This is a genomic window from Bradyrhizobium sp. LB14.3 (genome assembly GCF_040547985.1).
In the GTDB taxonomy this organism is placed as follows: domain Bacteria; phylum Pseudomonadota; class Alphaproteobacteria; order Rhizobiales; family Xanthobacteraceae; genus Bradyrhizobium.
This window is the reverse complement of the sequence record NZ_JBEPQT010000001.1, coordinates 121,012-143,207: the sequence shown is the minus strand read 5'-3', so window position 1 is coordinate 143,207 and position 22,196 is coordinate 121,012. Positions and strand designations below refer to the sequence as shown.

The 22,196-nt window shown below is 64.2% G+C and carries 20 protein-coding genes; 15 read left to right on the top strand and 5 right to left on the bottom strand.

Annotation, left to right across the window (positions count from 1 at the left end; genetic code table 11):
* Positions 1-71 precede the first annotated feature (71 nt).
* The gene (locus ABIB00_RS00675) at positions 72-1,187 is read right to left on the bottom strand and encodes an AI-2E family transporter (protein WP_247446303.1); all 1,116 of its coding nucleotides are present in this window, start codon (positions 1,185-1,187) and stop codon (positions 72-74) included.
* 209 nt (positions 1,188-1,396) lie between these two features.
* Between ABIB00_RS00675 and ABIB00_RS00670 the strand changes: the two genes are divergently transcribed.
* Positions 1,397-2,185 carry a L,D-transpeptidase gene (locus tag ABIB00_RS00670; RefSeq protein WP_354103041.1) on the top strand — a complete coding sequence of 263 codons (789 nt, stop codon included), beginning with the start codon at positions 1,397-1,399 and terminating at the stop codon, positions 2,183-2,185.
* Between the two features lie 16 nt (positions 2,186-2,201).
* The gene (locus tag ABIB00_RS00665) at positions 2,202-2,855 is read left to right on the top strand and encodes a DUF2865 domain-containing protein (RefSeq protein ID WP_354103040.1); all 654 of its coding nucleotides are present in this window, start codon (positions 2,202-2,204) and stop codon (positions 2,853-2,855) included.
* A gap of 66 nt (positions 2,856-2,921) precedes the next feature.
* Here the strand turns inward: ABIB00_RS00665 and ABIB00_RS00660 are convergent, their stop codons facing one another.
* Positions 2,922-5,015: a methyl-accepting chemotaxis protein gene (locus ABIB00_RS00660; protein WP_354103039.1), complete on the bottom strand. Its 2,094-nt coding sequence runs from the start codon at positions 5,013-5,015 to the stop codon at positions 2,922-2,924.
* A gap of 274 nt (positions 5,016-5,289) precedes the next feature.
* On the opposite strand from ABIB00_RS00660, the gene ABIB00_RS00655 reads away from it, so the two are divergent.
* The gene (locus ABIB00_RS00655; protein WP_007599832.1) at positions 5,290-5,445 is read left to right on the top strand and encodes a Thivi_2564 family membrane protein; all 156 of its coding nucleotides are present in this window, start codon (positions 5,290-5,292) and stop codon (positions 5,443-5,445) included.
* A 68-nt stretch (positions 5,446-5,513) separates the two neighbouring features.
* Here the strand turns inward: ABIB00_RS00655 and ABIB00_RS00650 are convergent, their stop codons facing one another.
* The 3 genes from ABIB00_RS00650 to cysD form a co-directional block, all read right to left on the bottom strand.
* On the bottom strand, positions 5,514-7,679 hold the full coding sequence (locus ABIB00_RS00650) for a malate synthase G (RefSeq protein WP_354103038.1): 2,166 nt from the start codon (positions 7,677-7,679) through the stop codon (positions 5,514-5,516).
* Positions 7,680-7,973: 294 nt separating this feature from the next.
* Positions 7,974-9,890, bottom strand: coding sequence for an adenylyl-sulfate kinase (gene cysC / locus ABIB00_RS00645; RefSeq protein ID WP_354103037.1), 1,917 nt, complete (start codon positions 9,888-9,890; stop codon positions 7,974-7,976).
* Positions 9,891-9,909: 19 nt separating this feature from the next.
* Complete coding sequence (gene cysD / locus ABIB00_RS00640; protein WP_247446358.1) at positions 9,910-10,704, bottom strand: sulfate adenylyltransferase subunit CysD; 795 nt, start codon at positions 10,702-10,704, stop codon at positions 9,910-9,912.
* 245 nt (positions 10,705-10,949) lie between these two features.
* Between cysD and cysG the strand changes: the two genes are divergently transcribed.
* From cysG to ABIB00_RS00580, 12 genes are all read left to right on the top strand, one after another.
* Positions 10,950-12,371 (top strand): siroheme synthase CysG, encoded by a 1,422-nt coding sequence (gene cysG, locus ABIB00_RS00635; RefSeq protein WP_354103036.1) that lies wholly within the window; start codon positions 10,950-10,952, stop codon positions 12,369-12,371.
* Entirely contained in the window at positions 12,368-12,685 is a 318-nt protein-coding gene (locus ABIB00_RS00630; RefSeq protein ID WP_354103035.1) for a DUF2849 domain-containing protein, read from the top strand. Before cysG ends, ABIB00_RS00630 begins: the two co-directional genes overlap by 4 nt.
* A gap of 11 nt (positions 12,686-12,696) precedes the next feature.
* Positions 12,697-14,352, top strand: coding sequence for a nitrite/sulfite reductase (locus tag ABIB00_RS00625; RefSeq protein ID WP_247446310.1), 1,656 nt, complete (start codon positions 12,697-12,699; stop codon positions 14,350-14,352).
* Complete coding sequence (locus ABIB00_RS00620) at positions 14,339-14,854, top strand: DUF934 domain-containing protein (RefSeq protein WP_354103034.1); 516 nt, start codon at positions 14,339-14,341, stop codon at positions 14,852-14,854. The genes ABIB00_RS00625 and ABIB00_RS00620 overlap by 14 nt, the downstream gene beginning before the upstream one ends.
* On the top strand, positions 14,851-15,582 hold the full coding sequence (locus ABIB00_RS00615) for a phosphoadenylyl-sulfate reductase (protein WP_354103033.1): 732 nt from the start codon (positions 14,851-14,853) through the stop codon (positions 15,580-15,582). Before ABIB00_RS00620 ends, ABIB00_RS00615 begins: the two co-directional genes overlap by 4 nt.
* 112 nt (positions 15,583-15,694) lie before the next feature.
* Positions 15,695-16,708, top strand: coding sequence for a sulfate ABC transporter substrate-binding protein (locus tag ABIB00_RS00610; protein ID WP_502917781.1), 1,014 nt, complete (start codon positions 15,695-15,697; stop codon positions 16,706-16,708).
* 36 nt (positions 16,709-16,744) lie between these two features.
* Positions 16,745-17,581 carry a sulfate ABC transporter permease subunit CysT gene (gene cysT / locus ABIB00_RS00605; RefSeq protein ID WP_354103031.1) on the top strand — a complete coding sequence of 279 codons (837 nt, stop codon included), beginning with the start codon at positions 16,745-16,747 and terminating at the stop codon, positions 17,579-17,581.
* Between the two features lie 9 nt (positions 17,582-17,590).
* Positions 17,591-18,502: a sulfate ABC transporter permease subunit CysW gene (gene cysW / locus ABIB00_RS00600; protein ID WP_354103030.1), complete on the top strand. Its 912-nt coding sequence runs from the start codon at positions 17,591-17,593 to the stop codon at positions 18,500-18,502.
* On the top strand, positions 18,492-19,529 hold the full coding sequence (locus tag ABIB00_RS00595) for a sulfate/molybdate ABC transporter ATP-binding protein (protein WP_247446314.1): 1,038 nt from the start codon (positions 18,492-18,494) through the stop codon (positions 19,527-19,529). Before cysW ends, ABIB00_RS00595 begins: the two co-directional genes overlap by 11 nt.
* A gap of 90 nt (positions 19,530-19,619) precedes the next feature.
* Positions 19,620-20,123, top strand: a complete 504-nt coding sequence (locus tag ABIB00_RS00590) for a CAP domain-containing protein (protein ID WP_354103029.1) — start codon at positions 19,620-19,622, stop codon at positions 20,121-20,123.
* A gap of 79 nt (positions 20,124-20,202) precedes the next feature.
* Complete coding sequence (locus ABIB00_RS00585; protein WP_247446315.1) at positions 20,203-21,378, top strand: DUF3734 domain-containing protein; 1,176 nt, start codon at positions 20,203-20,205, stop codon at positions 21,376-21,378.
* Positions 21,379-21,380: 2 nt separating this feature from the next.
* Positions 21,381-22,169 (top strand): 3-hydroxybutyrate dehydrogenase, encoded by a 789-nt coding sequence (locus ABIB00_RS00580; protein WP_007599857.1) that lies wholly within the window; start codon positions 21,381-21,383, stop codon positions 22,167-22,169.
* Positions 22,170-22,196 lie beyond the last annotated feature (27 nt).

The following is a 22,196-nucleotide window of genomic DNA, read 5'->3' as shown; positions in this document are numbered from 1 at the left end:
CTCCGAACTGTTGGCGGTTGAGATGGGCGGAGAACGTTTCGTCGTGACGGAAGTTCCGTCATCGAAACCTCTCAACCTTGTGGGAGCTGCGGCGAATCCGTCGGCAGCAGATGCTCCTTCAGGACCAGCGCGACGATCAGAAGCGGCGACGACAGGAACGCGCCCATCGGGCCCCACAGCCATGTCCAGAATGCCAGCGCCAGCAGCACGGCGAGCGCATTGAGCTCCAGCCGCCGGCCGATGATGGTTGGTGTGACGAAGTGCCCCTCCAGGAAGGTGAGGCCGCCAAAGGCAAGCGCCGCCATCAGGCCACCTCCAATGGTCGGAAAAGTGACCAGTCCGACCACGACCAGAATGGCGAACATCGCAACCGGCCCGATAATCGGGATAAAGTTGAGGGTGGCCGCGAGGGCGCCGAGGCCGGCGGGATTGGGCATGCCGATGAGCGCGCAGACCAGGCCCGCGCCGATGCCGACGCCGACATTGATGACAGTCACGGTCAGAAGATAGTTGCCGAGATGGACCTCGATCTCGTTGAGGATTCGAAGCGTGCGCAGCCGCGCGTCGTGATCGCCGAAGGTCATGATCATCGCGCGGCGCAGGTCGCGCCAGCTCGCGATGAACAGGATGAGGGTGACGAAGAACAGCAGAAATTCGGTGAAGGTTGGCGACAAAAATTCCAGCGTCGGCTGCACCCATTCGAATTTCGGCATCTGGAAGCTGTGCAAGCCGTCCGAGCCGCCGCCGACCATCGTCTGCAGCTCCTGCCACAACGCCAGCGGCCGGTCGAACACGTGCAGCTTGTCCTTCAATTGCGCGCCGAGTTCGGGCAGGCGCGAGCTCCATTCCATCAGCGGTGAGGCGATCAGCGCGACGATGAAGCCGACCACGGCGGTCACCGCGATCACGATCGACGCGGCCGCGAGCCCGCGCGGCACTTTCCGCTCCTCCAGGAAGGTTGCCGCCGGCGACAGCATCGTGCCGGTGACGAACGCCATCACGACAGGCAGGAAGAACGCCTTTCCGACATAGAGAACGGCGACCACCGCGATCAGCAGCAGCCCCGCAAGCGCGAATGCGACGAATTCGGTGCGCCGGATCACTGGCGGAAGTTCGCCGTGGCGCTCGGGGAGCGGTGTGCCTTCGCTGTTGCCGGGAATTATACGTTCACTGGGAAGGACGCGCACAATACCTCTCCGGCACGGAAGGCTTCGGTCCGCGTGCCCTATGAAATGAGAAACGTACCAACGCGCCACCGGTTCCATCGCCGCTTCGTGAAGAGACGCTCGCTTGACTGTGACTTGGAGGCCGCATCCTGCCGCGGAACTTATAGCGGCTCGACCGCGTTTATCGGATCAGCGCATCACCCTGATGCAGGCATCCAACGGGGCAGCACATGACCAAGTTCTCTGCAGTCCGACGCCGCTTTCCGCCGCGCCGCATCGCCGCTTTCGCCTTCACAACCGCTTTGCTGGCAGTGCCGTTCGGCGCCGCGAGCGCGCAGACGCTGGGTTATACGTACCCGCAGGAGCAGGCCTATCCGCAGGATCAGGGTTATTCGCAGGGCTATGCCAGGCCGGGTTATGCGAGTCAGGAGTCGCAGGCCTCCGACGAGGATGCCGCATTGCCCGATCGCCTGCGCAAGCAGATCGTCAGTTTCGACCGGAGCGAGCCGGCCGGTACAATCGTCATCGATACCAACAACACCTATCTTTATTATGTGCTCGGCCAGGGCCGCGCCATCCGGTATGGCGTCGGCGTCGGCCGCGAGGGCTTCACCTGGTCGGGCGTGCAGAGCGTCAGCCGCAAAGCGGAATGGCCGGACTGGCACCCGCCGGCGGAGATGATCGCACGCCAGCCCTATCTGCCGCGCTTCGTCGCTGGCGGTCCCGGCAATCCGCTCGGCGCGCGCGCGATGTATCTCGGTTCGAGCGAATACCGCATCCACGGCACCAACGATCCCACCACGATCGGCAAGTTCGTTTCGTCCGGCTGCATCCGCCTGACCAACGAGGACGTCACCGACCTGTTTAGCCGCGTCAATGTCGGCGCCAAGGTCGTGGTGCTGCCGAAGAACGCACCGCTGATGGCGAGAGGCGGAGATTCCCTGCGCAAGCGCCCGGCACCGACGACGTTGCCTTCAGGCAGGCAGGCGCTGAACATTTCGACGTCGGCCGTGAATTAGAGTTGAGCGAGGTTACATGAAGAGACGTTCGATCGGCAAACTGGCAGGTGGCGCGGCGGCGTTCTTCGCCGTCGCCTCCTTCGGCCTCGCGCTGACGCCGTCGGCGCACGCGGAGGACTTTTTCTCGGCGCTGTTCGGCGGCTTCCGCGGGCGGCCGGCGCCGGAGATCCGCATGCCGTTCCCCGGCGATGACATGCCGCGATACGACGCGCCGCGCCAGCGGGCCTCCTATGGCGGCGGCACGGCCTATTGCGTGCGCGGCTGCGACGGTCGCTATTTCCCGGCGCAGGGAAACGATGCCGAGAGCAAGGCGCAGTCCTGCAAGAGCTTCTGCCCGGCCTCGGAGACTTCGCTGGTCTATGGCGGCAATATCGACGACGCCACGACGGACAAGGGAAAATCCTATTCCGAGCTGCCGAACGCCTTCCGGTACCGCAACGAGATCGTGACGGGCTGCACCTGCAATGGCAAGGATCCGGTCGGGCTCGCTCAGGTCAAGGTCGACGACGATCCCACCTTGCGCAAGGGCGACATCGTCGCGGGCGCGGACGGCCTGGTGGTCGCCAGCCGCAATGCCAACGACCGTCGCGGCGTCGCGATGAACTTCTCTCCGCTGCCGGACTCGGTGCGCGCAAGATTCCGCCAGGTGCCGGTGGTGGCGAAGGAGTAAGGGGAGCTCTTTCCACGTCGTCCTGGCTTTCTCCAGGATGACTGTGAGCGGATAGCGCCCGCAGCCCTACGCCGCCCGTATCTTGCCCAGGAAGTCGCTGACCTGATGACCGAGCTGGCGGCTCTGCGTTTCCAGCGTTTCGGAGGCTTGCTTGACGTTCTCGGCGGCCCCGGCTGCGGTATCGGCGTCGGCCTTTACGCCGGAAATATTCTCCGAAACGTTCTTGGTGCCCTGCGCCGCGTATTGCGTGCTGCGGGTGATCTCCTGGGTCGCCGCGCCCTGCTCCTGTACGGCGGCGGCGATGGCGGTGGCGACTTCATTGACCTCGCCGATGATGCCGCCGATCGCCTGGATCGCGTTGATGGCATCGCCGGCGACCTTCTGGATGTCGGCGATCTGCTCCGAAATCTCCTCGGTCGCCTTGGCGGTCTGGCTTGCCAGTGACTTCACTTCGGATGCCACAACCGCAAACCCGCGCCCCGCTTCGCCGGCGCGCGCGGCCTCGATCGTGGCGTTCAGCGCCAGCAGATTGGTCTGTGCCGCGATGGTGTTGATGAGGCCTACGACCTCGCCGATGCGTCCCGCGGATTGTGCTAGCCCCTGAACGGTGCTGTCGGTTTCGCGGGCCTGGTTGACGGCGCGGCTGGCGATGCCTGCGGCGTGTGCGGCCTGCTGGCTGATGTCGTTGATCGATGCAGAAAGCTCCTCGGCGGCGGCAGCGACGCTGTCGACGCTCATCGAGGCGTCGTTGGAGGCCTTGCCGGCGATTTGCACGCGGTCGTTGGTCTGGCGCGACACCGCGGACAGATCGCCCGAGGTCTTGCGCATTTCGCCGGAGGCTTCGCTCAATTCGCCGAGCGTCTTGCGCACCGCGCCCTCGAACTCGCCGACATAGGCCTCGACCGCGCGCTGGCGCGCGGTGGCGCCCACATTGCGCTCGCGCTCGTGCGCCTCGATCTTGAGCTTCTCGTTGGCCTGCTGCTTGAAGGTCTCCAGTGCGCCGGCAAGCGCGCCGATCTCGTCCTGGCGATCGAGATAGCCGCTGTCGACCGCGAGGTCGCCGCCGGCGACCTTCAGCATGGCATCGCGGATGGTGTTGAGCGGAGTGATGACGCGACGGCTGACCAGCATGATCGCGCCGACGGCAAGCCCCATGGCGAACGCTAGCAGCGTGAGCTGCGCGATCAGGGCGCGCTGCGCGCCACTGCGCTGCTCCAGCGTATGCGTCCTGGCGGCGTCGAGCGCGGCTTCCGCTACCGCGACCGCGCTTGCCATGCGGCCGACCGTGAGCGGGCTCCACTGGTTGGCGGTCATCTCGGGCTTCTCGCTCTTTACCAGCGCGTCCGCAAGGCGGTCGCGTAAGGCCAAATATTGCGGCTCGAAATAGGCGGTCTTGGCAGCAGCCACGGCAGAGGTCAGCGCCGGTGCCAGTTGCATGCCAAACGTCGACAATTCCAGCGCCTTCCACATCGCCGCCGTGCCGCCGACATATTGGGTGTAGTTGTAGCGGCCCTCTGGCGTGATCTTCCCCGCCGCCAGCCCGGTCGAGACGATCAGCGAGGCTTCGCCTGCGGTGTTGCGCAGCAGCCAGGCGTTCTGCTTGATCGACAGCAATTGGTCGATCGTGGCGTCCTGATGGTTGACAGTGCCGGCTAGCGTGTTCGACAGCCTGTCGAGCACATCGAGCAGGCCTTGGGTCGTCTCCATGTATTCCTTGGTCAGGCCGGCCCGGCGTTGATCCTTGGCCTTGGCGACGTCGTCCCAGAACTGCGTTTGCTCCTCGATCAGCAGCTTGTAGAGGCGAGCCAGCTCCGGCACCATCGTGCCCGATTGCGGAAAGTCGATGCTAGGCAGCAGCTTGAGCGCGCGAGCCATCGCCGGCATCTGCGCATCGCGCAGGCTCCGCAGATATTTCTCGATTTCGGGGTCCATCGGCTCGGTCGCGTTCAGCAGCCGTGACGTGGTCGACCGGTCGGTGCGCAGATTGTGCATCGCCTTGAACAAATCGGCGGAGGCGTCGGCGATCTGCGAGATGCGGTTGGCGGTCCTGAGGCGATCCCACGACTCGTAGGCAGTAAGCGAGAGCGAGATCACCACACAGACCGACGTGATCGCGATCACCGCCTTCAGCAGCGCGGATACGGTCAGACGATTCAGCATCGAAGTCCCCAGTTCCCGTTGCAAAGTTCGTGACGTCGCCCCGGGCAACATCGGAAAAGAGGGGCACGCAAGAATCGGCAATCGCATGCCGTTTGCGGCTCAGGACCCAAACGGTTTCTGCATCTGAAAGGAAAAGGGTAAAGTTTTATGCCGGCCCGCGGATCGTAGAAGTACGCATTTACTAGAAGTTGCAGAGGGTTGCGGCGATGGAACCGGTGCGGGAGTTGCGCGTTGTGAAACCGTCAGCAACTTTGCCTAAAGGGGGGTCCTAGCGATGCTGGTCGGCGTACTCGTCACCTTTCTCGTCGTCATTCTCGTGCTTTACCTCATCAACATGTTGCCGATGGATGGCCGCGCCAAGCAGATCGCGCGCGTTGTCGTCATCATCATCGGTATCGTGTCGCTGCTGAAATATCTCGCAGTGTTCTAACGGGCGGTGCTACCGCAAACAAGAAAGCCCCGGCGCGAGCCGGGGCTTTGGCATGACACCGATAGGGCTCAGCCGTTGGCCTTGGCCTCGCGGCGGCGGGCGGTGAGAATGTATTCGGTGTAGCCGTTCGGCTGCTCGCGGCCCTTGAAGACGAGGTCGCAGGCGGCCTTGAAGGCTGTGCCGTCGAACGCCGGCGCCATCGGCTTGTAGATGGCATCGCCCGCGTTCTGCTTGTCGACCACGACCGCCATACGTTTGAGCGATTCCATCACCTGTGCCTCGGTGATGACGCCCTGGTGCAGCCAGTTGGCGAGGTGCTGGCTGGAGATGCGCAAGGTGGCGCGGTCTTCCATCAGGCCGACATCGTGGATGTCGGGTACCTTGGAGCAGCCGACGCCCTGGTCGATCCAGCGCACGACATAGCCCAGAATACCCTGGCAGTTGTTGTCGATCTCCTGCTTGACGTCGTCGGGCGCCCAGTTCGACTTCGACACCGGAATAGTGAGGATGTCGGAGAGTTTTGCGCGCGGGCCGCCCTTGGTGAGTTCCTGCTGGCGCGCGGTGACGTTGACCTGGTGGTAGTGCAGCGCGTGCAGGGTCGCGGCGGTCGGCGAGGGCACCCAGGCGGTGGTGGCACCGGCCTGCGGATGGGCGAGCTTCTGCGCCAGCATGTCCGCCATCTTGTCCGGCGCGGCCCACATGCCCTTGCCGATCTGGGCGTGGCCGGGCAGGCCACAGGTCAGGCCCATATCCACGTTCCAGTCCTCATAGGCCTTGATCCAGGGCTGCGCCTTCATCTCGTTCTTGCGGATCATCGGACCCGCTTCCATCGAGGTGTGGATCTCGTCGCCGGTGCGGTCGAGGAAGCCGGTGTTGATGAACATGATGCGCTTGGAGGCGCGCTGGATGCAGGCCTTGAGGTTGACGGTGGTGCGCCGCTCCTCGTCCATGATGCCGACCTTGAGCGTGTTCTCGGGCAGGCCCAGCATCTTCTCGACGCGGTCGAAGATCTCGCAGGTCAGCGACACCTCGTCGGGGCCGTGCATCTTCGGCTTGACGATATAGGCCGAGCCGGTGCGGCTGTTCTTGACCTTGGAGTTGCCCTTGAGGTCGTGAACGGCAAGAAGCCCGGACACGGCGGCATCGAGCAGGCCTTCGGGAATCTCCTCGCCCTTTTCGTCCAGCACCGCGTCGGTGAACATGTGGTGACCGCAATTGCGCATCAGCAGCAGGCTGCGGCCGTGCAGCTTGACCTCGCCCTTGCCATCCGGCGTCTTGTAGCTGCGGTCGGCATTGAGCGAGCGCGTCAGCGTCTTGCCGCCCTTCTCGAAATCGGCCATCAGCGTGCCGTTCATCAGGCCGAGTGTGTTGCGATAGACCAGCACCTTGTCCTCGGCATCGACCGCGGCGACCGAATCCTCCATGTCGAGGATGGTGGAGACCGCGGACTCCATGATCATATCGGCGACGCCGGCCGGATCGTCCTTGCCGATCGTGCTGCTGCGGTCGATCTTCACCTCGACATGCATGCCGTTGTTGACGAGCAGCACTGCGCTCGGTGCGGCCGCGTCGCCCTGGAAGCCCGCGAATTGCGCAGCGTTCTTCAGCGCGGTGGCGTTGCCGCTCTTCAGCTTCACCGCGAGCTGGCCCGCGACGACGCTATAGGCGGTGATGTCGGTGTGGCTGCCGGTCGCCAGCGGCACGGCGGCATCGAGGAACGCTTTTGCTTTCGCGATTACCTTGTCGCCGCGCGCCTTGTTGTAGCCCTTGCCGCTCTCGGAAGGATCGTGCGGGATCGCATCGGTGCCGTAGAAGGCGTCATAGAGCGAGCCCCAGCGCGCATTCGCCGCGTTCAGCGCGTAGCGTGCATTGGTCAGGGGCACGACGAGCTGCGGGCCGCAGATCTTGCCGATCTCCTCGTCCACATTGGTCGTCTCGACCTTCTGCGTCACCGGCTCAGGGACGAGATAGCCGATCTCCTTGAGGAAAGCGGTATAGGCATTGAGGTCGAACGCCTTGCCCTTGTTGGCGCGGTGCCAGTCGTCGATCTTGGCCTGCAGCGTGTCGCGCAGCGCCAGCAATGCGCGGTTCTTCGGCCCCAGCTCCTTGATGATGGCGGCGAGCCCGGCCCAGAACGCATCCGGCGCGATTCCCGTCTTCGGGGCCGCTTCCTTGGCAATGAAATCGAACAGGACGGGAGCGATCTTCAATCCGTGGGCGTCGACGCGTTCCATGATGGGCTTTCTCGTTGGAAATCGATGTTTTTGGCTGCTTTTGACCAGACAGCAGCAAAATGCGCCCCAAGGGAGCAGCTTTCGAGGCCTTATTAGCCCCAAAATCGGGGCCGTGAGAAGGCCCCCGACGTCTGTCAAAATGTCAAGGCGCGGTGGCCGGCCCACGCACCGGTGTCATTCCTCGCGAAAGCGGGGAATCCAGTACGCCGCGGCCTTTCGGCTGAATCACTGCTGTCGGTGGAATACTGGTCGCCCGGTCAAGCCGGGCGACGACAGCGGGGCAGTAGGACGGTCTCAAATATTCGCGGCGAGGTCCACGACTTCGTCGAACAGCACGCCGGTCGTCTTCAGCATCTGCTCGATCTCGTCGGCTGCCTCGGCGACCGTCCGCGTCGAGGTGTCGATCACGAGCTCGGCGGCCTGCGGTGTCTCGTAATCGTTGCCGATGCCGGTGAACGACGCGAGCGCGCCGGCGCGGGCCTTCTTATAGTGGCCCTTGGGATCGCGCTCTTCGCACACCCCGGCCGGGGTCGCGACATGAATCTCGCGGAACGAAGTGTCGGCGATGCGGCGCGCGGTGGCGCGGTCCTCTCGGGCGGGCGAGACGGCGGCGACAATGGCGATGTGGCCGTTGCGCGCGAGATGCGTCGCGACTTCGGCGAGACGGCGGATGTTCTCGCTGCGATCGGCGGCCGAGAAGCCGAGATCGCTGTTGAGCCCGGCGCGCAGCGTGTCGCCGTCGAGCAGGATCGGCGAGCCGCCATTCGAAAACAGCCGCCGCTCCAGCGCCTTGGCCAGCGTCGATTTGCCGGACGCCGGCAGGCCCGTAAGCCAGACCACGGCGCCGTTGTGCTGATAGCGCGCAGACCGTTCGTCGGGCCGCAGCGCGGATTCCACCGGCACGATGTCCACGGGCAGGGCGCGCTGGCCGGCATCGACCGACAGCACGAGGCCGCCGCCCGCGATGCGTCCAGACACCTCGATCACGATGCGGCCGGTGCGCGGGTTCTCGGTGTAGGGGTCGGTGGCAATCGAATTCGAAAGAGAGATGTCGATCTCGCCGACATGGTTACGGCCGATCGCCTTGTTCTCGACGCTCGACAGTTCGCCCGGATCGACGGCTTTCTCGATCGCGACGACGGTGGCGCGGCTTTCCTTCGGTCCGCAGCGCACCAGGAGCTGGTCGCCCTTGGCCAGCGGCTTGTCGTGCAGCCAGAAGATCCGCGCGCGCAGCCGCCGCGTCTCACGCGGGGCGCTGTTGGCATGCGCGATGATATCGCCGCGCTCGACGAACAGCTCGCGGTCGAGCGTGATGCCGACCGATCGGCCCGCACCCTGGCGTCCCGCAACCGGCGTCACCGGCCAGCTCTCGACCGTCTTGATCCTGGCGATCTTGCCGGCCGGCATGATCACGATCTCGTCGCCGGCGATGAGGCTGCCGGATTCGATACGGCCAGCCACGATGCGGCGGTCGTCGAATTTGTAGATCGCCTGCACCGGCAGCCGCAGCGCCAGCGCTTCCAGCGGCCGCGCCGGCTCGAGCCTGTCCAGCGCCTCGACCACGGTCGGGCCCTTGTACCAGCGGATCCGGTCGGTGCGCTCGGCGACGCCGTCGCCGTCGCGGGCGGAAATCGGAATCACGGCCGTGGGCTTCACGCCGAGGCCCAGCAGATGCGCCGAGATCTCGTCGCTGATTTCGTTGAAGCGCTCGGCGGAGAAGTCGACGCGGTCCATCTTGTTGACGACGATCGCGACCTGCTTCACGCCGAGCAGATGCAGGAGGTAGCCGTGCCGCCGGGTCTGGTCACGCACGCCTTCGAGCGCGTCGATGATCAGCACCGCGCCGTCGGCCTGCGAGGCGCCGGTGATCATGTTGCGCAAGAATTCGGCGTGGCCGGGCGCGTCGATCAGCACGATGTCGCGCGAATTGGTGCGGAAGCGGATCTGCGTGGTGTCGATGGTGATGCCCTGGTCGCGCTCGGTCTGGAGCGCATCGAGCAGGAACGACCATTCGAACGGCATGCCGCGCCGCGCGCTGACGGCCTTGAGCATCTCGAGCTTGCCGTCGGGCAGGCTGCCGGTCTCGTGCAGCAGGCGGCCGACCAGCGTCGACTTGCCGTGGTCGACATGGCCGACGATGACGATGCGGACTTGGGGACGCGTGGTGCCGTTCGGCGTGGCGGGCGAAGCGGGGGTGACGATCATGTTCATACGGCGCTCGCGTCCTTGATCAGAGATAGCCGGCGACACGGAGGCGCTCGAACGCGTCCTCGGTCTCGTGGTCGAGCGCGCGGCCGGCACGTTCCGGCACCTTGGTCTGCTCGAGCTCGACCAGAATCTCGTCGATGTTCGACGCCGTCGAAGCGACTGGATTGGTGATGTCCTGATCGCCCAGCGAGCGGTAGCGCTTGCCGTTTTGCGAGAGATAAAGCGGAATGATCGGGATGTTCTCGCGCTTGGTGTAGGCCCAGATGTCGGACTCGGTCCAATGCAGGATCGGGTGAATGCGCAGATGCGCGCCTTGCGGCGGCGAGGCGTTGAAATGATCCCAGAACTCCGGCGGCTGGTCGCGCACGTCCCAATTGCCCTCCAGGCCGCGCGGCGAGAACACGCGCTCCTTGGCGCGCGTCGCCTCCTCGTCGCGGCGGATGCCGGCAATCAGGCCGTCAAAACCGTATTTGCCGAGCGCCATCTTGAGACCCTCAGTCTTGCGCGCGGCGGAACGGGCGGCGGGCGGCAGCGTTGGGTCGACGGCATCGATGGGCGGGCAGGGCTCGACGCGCAGATCCAGCTCCCACTCCTTGCCGTAGTGATCGCGGAAGCGATACATCTCCGGAAACTTCTTGCCGGTGTCGACATGAAGGGCCGGGAACGGCAGGCGGCCGAAGAACGCCTTGCGCGCCAGCCAGATCATGACATTGGAGTCCTTGCCGAGCGACCACAGCAGGGCAATCTTCTTGAGGCGACCGAAGGCTTCGCGGAAGATATAGATACTCTGGGCTTCAAGCTGGTCGAGATGGTCCATGCTCGGGGCAAGGTCAGCAAAAAATTCTTTCGCGGGCGCGCGCACGATGAATGCGGGGCTGCTCAGTCCGTTTGCTACGGAATCGTCCTTGAGAAGATGCATCTCTGCCACTTTGCGTTTGGAGGCGAAAATTCTATAGTTGCGGTGCGGGAGAGAAGAAAAAATTTTCTCTTTGCTCGCTCGAAACGACACATATATAGAAAATAATTCCAGTCAACCCCGGATGTGGGGGAAGCGAGTATCGCATGCAGTTCTTGCCGGTGTTTCTCGATCTCAAGGCCGGCCCGGTGGTCCTCATCGGCGCGGGTGAGCTTTTGCGCGCCAAGTTGCGCGTGCTCGCCGCTGCCGGTGCGCGCATTCGCGTGCATACGATCGACGGCAATCAGGACTTGGGTTTGAGCCCTGCGGACGCGGTGCGTATCGAAGTTGTGGCCGGCGATCCGCTCGCCGCCGATCTCGCCGGCGTCATCGCCATCGTTTGCGCAGGCGCGGAGGATATCGGTGTGGCGATGTCGGCCCGCGCCAAGGCGCTCGGCCTGCCCGTCAACGTCATGGACGATCTCGAACATTCCAGCTTCATCTTCCCTGCGATCGTCGATCGCGGCGATGTCGTGGTCGCTGTCGGTACCGGCGGAACGTCGCCGGTCGTCGCGCGGCGCGTGCGCGAAAAGATCGAGGCGTTGCTGCCGGCGCGGATCGGCGAGCTTGCCGAGTTCATCGGCGGCTTCCGCAAATCCATCAACGAACGTATTGCCGAGTTTCCGCTGCGCCGCCGCTTCTGGGAGCGCGTCATCGACGGCCCGATCGGCGCCGCCGTTCTGGCCGGCCGCAAGGGCGAGGCTGGAGCGGCGCTGAACAGGATCACCGATCCGTCCGCGTTCGCGCGCGCCGACAAGCCGGAAGGCTCCGTTGCACTGGTCGGCGCCGGACCCGGCGATCCGGATTTGCTCACCATCAAGGCGCTGCGCGCATTGCAGGACGCCGATACCGTCTTCCATGACGAACTGGTTTCGCCCGAAATTCTCGACCGCATCCGCCGCGACACCACGCGCGTGCCGGTCGGCCGCCGCGTCGGCAAGCCCGGCATCGGGCAGGACGCGATCAACAAGCGCATGATCGAGGCCGCGCAATCCGGCCAGCGCGTGGTGCGGCTGAAGGGCGGCGATCCCTTCGTGTTCGGCCGCGGTGGCGAAGAAGTCGAAGCCCTGCGTGCAGCCGGCGTTGCCTATTCGATCATTCCCGGCATCACCGCAGGGCTCGGCGGCGCCGCCGATTTCGAGGTGCCGCTCACCTACCGTCATGAAGCGACCCGCATCACCTTCCTCACCGCGCACAAGGCGCGCGACGCGGAGACGGTGGACTGGTCGACGTTGACCGACGCCAAGATGACCGTCGTGGTCTACATGGGCATGACGGCTGCCCCCGCGATCCGCGCCGGCCTGTTTGCCGCCGGGCGTTCGCCGGAGACGCCGGTCGGCGTGTTCGCCCGCGTCACGCGTCCCGATGCGCAAGGCGCGATCGGCACGCTGCGCGACCTGCCCGAGCTGGTGCGGCGGACCAACGGCGGCCCCGCCATTCTCATCATCGGCGATGTGGTCCGGCATGCCGGCTCGCTTCGCCAAACCCCAAAGCAAATCATCTCTGACCTGTTGGATGCAGCCGAATGACCTCCCCGCTTGAACAGAAGAAGATCAAAATCGCCGGCCCCTCGGTCGTGACCGCCAACCGTACCTGGGACGGCATCGTCGTTTACCGCACCGCCGCCAGGAGCTGGTCCGCGGACCTGTCGGAAGCCGCGATCGTGCGCAACTCCGACGAGGCGAAAGCGTTGCTTGCGGAGTCCGTTGCCGATGACGTCGGCGCGATCGGTCCCTATATCGCGCCGGTACAGGTCGGTGCGGACGGCCAGATCGAACCCGGCAATCTGCGCGAACAGATCCGCCGCACCGGCGTGACCATCGGACACCCGGTCCAGGTTTAAGGCGTTTTCTTATGTATGCTTACGATGAAATCGATCGCACGCTCGTCAACGAGCGCGTCTCGGAGTTCCGCGACCAGGTGAAGCGCCGCCTCTCCGGCGAGCTCACCGAGGACGAGTTCAAGATCCTGCGGCTTCAGAACGGCGTCTACCTGCAACTGCACGCCTACATGTTCCGCGTCGCGATCCCCTACGGGACGCTGGCGTCGAACCAGTTGCGGGCGCTCGCCCATGTCGCGCGCAAATACGACCGCGGCTACGGCCATTTCACCACGCGGCAGAATATCCAGTTCAACTGGATCAAGCTTGCCGAATTGCCGGATGCGCTGGCTGATCTCGCCGAGGTCGGCATCCATGCGATGCAGACCTCCGGCAACAACATGCGTAACGTCACCTCGGACCAGTGGGCCGGCGTCGCGCCAGGCGAGATCGAAGACCCCCGCATCTGGTCGGAGCTGATCCGCCAGCACACCACGCTGCATCCGGAATTCTCGTTCCTGCCGCGCAAGTTCAAGATCGCAATCACCGCGTCGGACCATGACCGCGCGGCGATCAAGATCCACGATATTGGCCTGCGCCTGATCAAGAACGAGAAGGGCGAGACCGGCTTCGAGGTGCTGGTCGGTGGCGGGCTCGGCCGCACGCCGTTCATCGCCAAGACCATCAAGCACTTCGTGCATGGCCGCGACATTCTCAGCTATATCGAAGCGATCCTGCGCGTCTACAATCAGTACGGCCGCCGCGACAACATCTACAAGGCGCGCATCAAGATCCTGGTGCACGAGCTCGGCATCGAGAAATTCTCGCGCGAGGTCGAGGAAGAGTGGCAGCACATCCGCAACTCCTCGCTCCAGATCGACGACGAGGTGATCGAGGACATCCGCTCGCGCTTCGCCTACCCGTCCTACGAGAAGCTACCGCACATGCCGGACCAGCTGCGCCAGGCCGCGGCCGATCCTGATTTCGAGGCGTGGCGCAAGAACTCGGTCGCCCCGCACAAGGTCCAGGGCTATTCCATCGTCACGATCTCGCTGAAGCCGATCGGCGCGCCTCCGGGCGATGCCACCGCAGAGCAGATGGATGCACTGGCCGATCTCGCCGACAAATACTCATTCGGTGAGATTCGCGTCGGCCACGAGCAGAACCTCGCTCTGCCGCACGTTGCCAAGCGCGACCTGCCGGCCTTGTGGAAGGCGCTGGACAAGCTCGGGCTGGCGACACCGAACGTCAATCTGATCACCGACATCATCGCCTGCCCGGGGCTCGACTATTGCTCGCTGGCGAATGCGCGCTCGATCCCGATCGCGCAGGAATTGACGCGGCGCTTCGCCAATCACGAGCTCGCCAATCTGATCGGCCGTCTCCACATCAACATCTCCGGCTGCATCAATGCATGCGGCCATCACCATGTCGGCCATATCGGCATTCTCGGCGTCGAGAAGAACGGCGAGGAAGTCTACCAGATCACCATCGGCGGCCGCGCCGACGAGAGCGCCGCACTCGGCAATCTGATCGGCCCTGGCGTCAAGTTCGACGAGGTCGCCGACGTCGTCGAGGACATCGTGGAAGCCTATCTGGCGCTGCGCGAGCGGCCGGAAGAGCTGTTCATGGACACCGTAAAGCGCCTCGGCGTCGAACCTTTCAAGGAGCGCGTTTATGCCACTCGTTAACGGCGGAAAGATCGTCGACGACAGCTTCGTCAAGCTCGCCGTCGACACGCCGCTGCCCGAGGGCGGCGACATCCTGGTGCCGGCCGAGCGCTTCGTCGGCGAGGCGGATGCGTTGCTCAAGCGGACCGGCAAGGTCGGCGTGATCTGGCCGAATAGTCGCGACATCGCCGAATTGGTGCCGTATCTCGGCAAGATCGCCGTCGTCGCGCTGGTGTTCCCGACCTTCCGCGACGGACGTGCCTACAGCCAGGCGCGGCTGCTGCGCGAGCGCTACAATTATCGCGGCGACCTGCGTGCCACCGGCCAGATCCTGCGCGACCAGTTCGTGTTCATGCTCCGCGCCGGCTTCGATTCCTTCGACGTCAAGAAGCAGGCCGACGCGGAAGCCTTCATGCAGACCGCGAAGCGCTATTCGGTATTCTACCAGCCGACCGGCGACGGCCGGATCACGGCGCTGCACCGGCGCATGCAGCTGCGTCACTCCGAAGGTGTCGGCACGTGAACGCAATCGCGCCTCAGGTTCCGTCGATGTCCGTCTCTGCGCTGCCCACAGCGGAGGAGCTCGATCATGCCCTACGCGATGCCTCGCCCGCTGAAATCATTGCCGTTGCGCTGAAGACGGTCGGGCGCGAGAAGCTGGCGCTGGTGTCGTCCTTCGGCACGGAATCGGCGACGCTGCTGAAAGTCATGGCTGACGTCGATCCGGCGATTCCCGTGATCTTCCTCGATACCGGCTGGCTGTTCGAGGAGACGTTGGCCTATCGCGACACGCTGATCGCGACGCTGGGCCTGACGGACGTCCGCTCGATCAAACCTGCCGAAGAGACGCTGTCGCGCGAAGATCCCGACCGCGACCTCTGGTTTTCGGATCCCGACGCTTGCTGCCGTATCCGCAAGGTCGAGCCGCTGGCGCGTGCGCTGAAACCGTTCGATGCGTGGCTCAACGGCCGCAAGCGCTTCCAGGGCAGCACGCGCGCCGACATTCCGGTGGTCGAGGACGACGGCGCGCGGTTGAAGTTCAATCCTTTCGCCAATGTCTCGCGCGAGGAACTCGAGGCGATTTTCGCCCGCGCCAAATTGCCGCGCCATCCTCTGGTGGAGTCCGGTTTCCTGTCGGTTGGGTGTATGCCTTGCACGAGCAGAACGGCTGAAGGCGAAGACGAACGCGCCGGTCGGTGGCGCGGCCGGGCCAAGACAGAATGCGGCATCCACACGATGAAGATTTCGTAGCACAGTCGCGCTGCCCGGCTACGAACAAGAAAATCCGGTTCCGTTGACTTAAGCCCGTTTGCATCCGAGTTATGCCTGCAGGTCTTCGCTGACACCGACGTCATCGAAGTGAATGGAGATGGACATGATGCGCCGTATCGTTCCGCTCGCTGCAGGACTGCTCGTGACAGGCTTGTTGGCAAGCTCGGCTCTCGCCGCTGACATCAATCTGCTGAACGTATCGTACGATCCGACGCGCGAGCTCTATGCCGAGTTCAACAAGGCGTTCGCGAATGCCTATCAGAAGGAAACTGGCAAGAGCGTCGAGATCAAGCAGTCGCATGGCGGCAGCGGTTCGCAGGCGCGCGCTGTGATCGACGGATTGCAGGCCGACGTGGTAACGCTTGCGCTCGCCTACGACATCGACGCTATCGCGGGCAAAGGCCTCACGGCGGCCGACTGGCAGAAGCGGTTGCCGCAAAATTCATCGCCCTACACCTCGACCATCGTGTTTCTGGTCCGCAGGGGCAATCCCAAAGGCATCAAGGACTGGGACGATCTGCTCAAGCCGGGTGTCGCGGTGATCACGCCGAACCCGAAGACGTCGGGCGGTGCGCGCTGGAATTATCTCGCGGCTTGGGGTTTTGCGCAGAAGAAATACGGTTCAGTCGACAAAGCCAAGGACTTCATCGGCAAGTTGTATCAGCAGGTGCCGGTGCTCGACACCGGTGCGCGCGGCGCGACCGTGACCTTCGTCGAGCGCGGCGTCGGCGACGTGCTGCTCGCCTGGGAGAACGAGGCGTATCTGGCGCTGAAGGAGTTCGGTCCGGAGAAATTCGAGATCGTGGCGCCGCCGCTCTCGATCCTGGCGGAACCGCCGGTGACCATCGTCGACAAGGTTGCCGATAAAAAAGGCACCCGCAACGCCGCCGATGCCTACCTTCAATATTGGTATACCAAGGAAGGTCAGGAAATCGCGGCACGCAATTTCTATCGTCCGCGCGATCCCGAGATCGCCAAAAAATATGAAAACTCCTTCGCAAAGGTCGAGCTGTTCACGATCGACGATGTGTTCGGCGGCTGGACCAAGGCGCAGAAGGAACATTTTGCCGACGGCGGCGTCTTTGATCAGATCTATAAGAACTGATCGGGCGTTGGCGGAGGGGCGTTAACAGGGGGCCTGGTGAGCGCAGTCGCAGCACGACGCCGGACATTGCCGGGCTTCGGTCTCACGATGGGACTGACGCTTTCCTGGTTGTCGATCATCATCCTGATTCCGCTCGCCGGGCTGTTCCTGAAATCACTGGAGCTGAGCCTGGAACAGTTCTGGGCCATCATCTCTAGCCGCCGTACCCTGAACGCGCTTCGCGTCTCCTTCGGGCTCGCGTTTGCGGCGGCCTGCGTCAATCTGGTGATGGGCAGCATCATCGTCTGGGCGCTGGTGCGCTACCGCTTCCCCGGTCGGCGACTGTTCGATGCCATCGTCGACGTGCCCTTCGCGTTGCCGACGGCGGTCGCCGGCGTCGCGCTGACCGCGTTGTTCGCCGAGAAGGGTTGGCTCGGCGCGCCACTTGCGGCGGCCGGCATCAAGGTGGCGTTCACGCCGCTCGGCATCTTCGTCGCGATGATCTTCATCGGCATTCCCTTCGTGGTGCGCACGGTTCAACCGGTGCTCCAGGATCTCGATCCCGAGATCGAGGAGGCCGCGGGCAGCCTTGGCGCCAGCCGCTGGCAGACCATCATCCGCGTGATCCTGCCCTCGCTCGGGCCGGCGCTGCTCACCGGGCTCGCGCTCGCCTTCGCCCGCGCCGTCGGCGAATACGGCTCGGTGATCTTCATCGCCGGCAATCTGCCGAACGTGTCCGAGATCGCGCCACTCCTGATCGTGATCCGCCTCTCTGAATTTCGCTACGCCGATGCGACCGCCATCGCTGTGGTCATGCTCGTCGTGTCTTTCGTCATCATCTTCGCCGTCAACCGGCTCCAGCGCTGGGCGCGGAGCCGGATCCCGGCGCGCTGAGGGCGGATCATGACGATGCAGATCGCTGATTCCGTATCACTCTCGGCCCCCGACGCCAAGGCACGCGCGCATGCGGCGGCTGCGCGGAACAGCCTTCGCACCGAACCACGCGCGGTCCGCATCATTATCATCGCGCTGGCGATGATCTTTCTCTCTGTCTTCGTTGTGCTGCCGCTGGTGGTCGTGTTCGCGCAGGCCTTCTCGAAGGGAATCCTCGCTTATCTCGCCGCGCTGGCCGACCCGGAGGCGTTGTCCGCGATCAAGCTGACACTGGTGGTAGCCGCGATCTCAGTCGGCCTCAACCTCGTGTTCGGTCTCGTCGCGGCCTGGGCCATCGCGAAGTTCGAGTTTAGGGGCAAGACCTTCCTGATCACGCTGATCGACCTGCCGTTCTCGGTGAGCCCGGTGATCTCGGGCCTCGTCTTCGTGCTCCTGTTCGGCGCGCAGGGCTATTTCGGGAGCTGGCTGCGCGATCACGACATCCAGATCCTGTTCGCCGTGCCCGGCATTGCGCTCGCGACCACCTTCGTCACCTTCCCCTTCGTCGCACGTGCGCTGATCCCGCTGATGCAGGAGCAGGGCACGCAGGAGGAGGAGGCCGCGATCTCGCTCGGCGCCTCGGGCTTGCAGACCTTCTTCCGCGTCACGCTGCCCAACATCAAATGGGGCGTGCTCTACGGCGTCCTGCTCTGCAATGCCCGCGCGATGGGCGAGTTCGGCGCGGTGTCCGTCGTCTCCGGCCATATCCGCGGCGAGACCAACACCATGCCGCTCCTGGTCGAGATCCTCTACAACGAATACCAGTTCGTCGCGGCGTTCGCGATCGCATCGCTGCTCGCAATGCTGGCGCTGATCACGCTGATCGCCAAGACCGTTCTCGAACATCATCTCGACGAAGGACACGACGCAAGTGACCATTGAAGTCAGGAATCTCGTCAAGAAGTTCGACAGCTTCAAAGCCCTCGATGGCGTCGACCTCAAGGTCGACAACGGCGAGCTGCTGGCGCTGCTCGGCCCGTCCGGTTCCGGCAAGACCACGCTGCTGCGCATCATCGCCGGCCTCGATTGGCCTGATTCAGGTGACGTCGCCTTCAACGGCGAGGACGCGCTGGCGCAGGGCGCGCGCGAACGCCACGTCGGCTTCGTATTCCAGCACTATGCGCTGTTCCGCCACATGACGGTGTTCGAGAACGTCGCCTTCGGCCTCCGCGTGCAGCCGCGCGCCATCCGCAAGGATGAGTCTACCATTCGTGCGCGCGTAAAAGAGCTGCTCGATCTCGTGCAACTCGACTGGCTCGCCGACCGCTATCCGAGCCAGCTTTCGGGCGGCCAGCGCCAGCGCATCGCACTCGCCCGCGCGCTCGCGATCGAGCCGCGCATCCTGCTGCTCGACGAACCCTTCGGCGCGCTCGACGCCAAGGTGCGGAAAGAGCTGCGCAGATGGCTGCGGTCGCTGCACCACGAGATCAACGTCACATCGATCTTCGTCACCCATGACCAGGAGGAGGCGCTGGAAGTCGCCAACCGTGTCGTGGTGATGGACAAGGGCAGGATCGAGCAGATCGGTTCGCCCGACGACGTCTACGAAACTCCGGCGACGGCCTTCGTCCACGGCTTCATCGGTGAATCCATCGAGCTGCCGGTCAAGATCGAAGGTGGCGTCATCAGGCTCGGCGATCGGCCGCTGCGGCTTGCGGCCGACGGCCTTGCGCCTGGCGCGTCAAGACTGTTCGTGCGGCGACACGACATGCTGGTCGGGCCGCCCGGCAGCGGCGCTTTCGAGGGCGCGGTTCAGCACGTCCGGAATTTCGGCCCCGTGCAGCGGGCCGAGGTCGCCCTGTCAGGCGGCGAGACCATCGAGATCGACGCCCCCCGCGACAGGGAACTGCGCGCCGGCGATACGATTGGCCTGGAGCCCCGCCGCTACCGGATATTTGCGGGCGCCTGAGCCGGCTCGACGGGTCAATTTTTCTTCAATATTCACCTTTCAGCCACGGTTGCTATGCAACAACGGCCCCTGATTTGGGGGCTTCTGTTCATGCGCGCCGCGGCCGCGATACTCATCACTTTGCTGCTCGCCGGCTGCGCCGGCAACGAAGCGCCGGTCCAGCAGCCGTCCATGTATGCCGATATGTCCGTTCCCGGCACCAAGCTCGATGCGCAGGCGGCTGCGATCATGATCTCGCAATACCGCCAGAATAACGGGCTCGGCACCGTCGTGATCGACCCCGATCTGATGCGGCTCGCCGAATCCCAGTCACAGGCCATGGCGGCGGCCAACAAGATGGACCATGACGTCCGCGCGCCGCTGGCCAAGCGCCTCAGCGCCGGCAGTTATCCGGCGAATGTTGCGGTTGAGAACGTCTCGGCCGGCTATCATACGCTGGCGGAAGCGTTTTCCGGCTGGCGCGACTCGCCCCCGCACCGCGCCAACATGCTCAAGAACGGTGTCACAAAATTGGGCATAGCGGCGGGTTATGCTCCCGGCACCAAATACAAGGTGTTCTGGACCATGATCCTGGCCTCGACCGACCCCCGATAAGCCAGACTTGATCCCGGGATGCATTGACGCCGCGGCGAAACTGTCGCCACGGTGGCTCGCCTTTTGCTACTGTTCCCACATGACAGATCATAGCCCGGAAATCGCAACAGTCCCCGCGAATGCGCAACGCGTCCTGGTCCTCCAGGGCGGCGGCGCGCTCGGCTCCTATCAGGCCGGCGCCTATCAGTCGCTCTGCCATGCCGGCTTCGAGCCGGAATGGGTGGCCGGCATCTCGATCGGCGCGATCAACGCCGCGATCATTGCCGGCAACGAAGGGCAGACGCGGGTCAAGCGGCTCAAGGAATTCTGGGAGATGGTCTCCGCGCCGGTGCCGTGGAAGCCGATCGGCAAGAGCGATCACAGCCGCGAGCTGTTCAACTCCAGCAGCGCCGCGCTCATTGCAACGTTCGGCGTGCCCGGCTTCTTCGTGCCTCGCCTGCCTCCCGCGCTGCTCTGGCCCCCCGGCAGCCCACAGGCGCAGAGCTACTACGACACCGCGCCACTGAAGAAGACACTGGAGCGCCTTGTCGATTTCGACCGCATCAATGACTTGAAGACACGGCTGTCGGTCGGTGCGGTCGGCGTCACCTCCGGCAACTTCAAGTATTTCGACAATTACGAATTCAAGAAGCGTGGCAAGAAAATCGGCCCGGAGCACATCATGGCCTCCGGCGCGTTGCCGCCGGGCTTTCCGTCCGTCGTGATCGACGGCGAGCATTATTGGGACGGCGGCATCGCCTCCAACACGCCGCTCGACTACGTGCTGGACGCCGAGGTCGACCGCGACCTCCTGATCTTCCAGATCGACCTGTTCAGCGCCCGCGGCGATCTGCCGACCTCGCTGCTCGAGGCCACCGAGCGCGAGAAGGACATCCGCTTCTCCAGCCGCACGCGGATGAACACCGACAAGAACAAGCAGGTGCACAACGCCCGCAGGGCCGTGCGCGACCTGATTTCCAAATTGCCCGATTATCTCAAGAACGACCCTTCCGTGGAATTCCTTGCGAAGGTATCGCGCGAAAGCACTGTTACTGTGGTGCACCTGATCTACCGCAGCAAGAACTACGAATCCTCGTCCAAGGATTACGATTTCTCGCATGTCGCCATGGTCGAGCATTGGGAAGCCGGCGTGCGCGACGTGCATCTGTCGATGCGCCACAAGGACTGGCTCGAGCGGCCGCAATCCGGCGAGACCATGGTGACCTACGATCTCACGGGGGACGTCACCGCGCCCCCGCCAAAAAGGAGCGAATGAATATGGGTAGTCTGTCAGGCAAGAATGCCGTCGTGACCGGGTCGACCAGCGGCATCGGACTTGCTTATGCGCGCGCCTTCGCCGCCGCCGGCGCCAATGTCGTCATCAACGGGTTCGGCTCGCCGGAGGACATCGAGAAGGAGCGCACCAAGATCGAATCCGATTTCGGCGTCAAGGCGGTCTATTCGCCCGCCGACATGACCAAGCCGGCGGAGATCGCCGGGATGATCGCGCTCGGCGAGAAGAGTTTCGGTTCGGTCGACATCCTCGTCAACAATGCCGGCATCCAGTTCGTCTCGCCGATCGAGGAATTCCCGCCGGAGAAGTGGGACCAGATCATCGCGATCAACCTGTCCTCGGCCTTCCATGCCATTCGCGCCGCCGTGCCCGGCATGAAGAAGAAGGGCTGGGGCCGCATCATCAATACCGCTTCCGCGCACTCGCTGGTCGCCTCGCCCTTCAAGTCGGCCTATGTGTCGGCCAAGCATGGCATCGCCGGCCTGACCAAGACCGTGGCTCTGGAGGTCGCGACCAGCAAGATCACCTGCAACTGCATCAGCCCCGGCTATGTCTGGACGCCGCTGGTGGAGAAGCAGATCCCCGACACCATGAAGGCGCGCAACCTCACCCGCGAGCAGGTCATCAACGACGTGCTGCTCGATGCGCAGCCGACCAAGGAGTTCGTCACCTCCGAGCAGGTCGCGGCACTCGCGCTGTTCCTGTGCGGCGACGATGCCGCGCAGATCACCGGCACCAACCTCTCGATCGACGGCGGCTGGACCGCGGAGTAGGGGACTACGGCTGGCGAATGGCGGAGC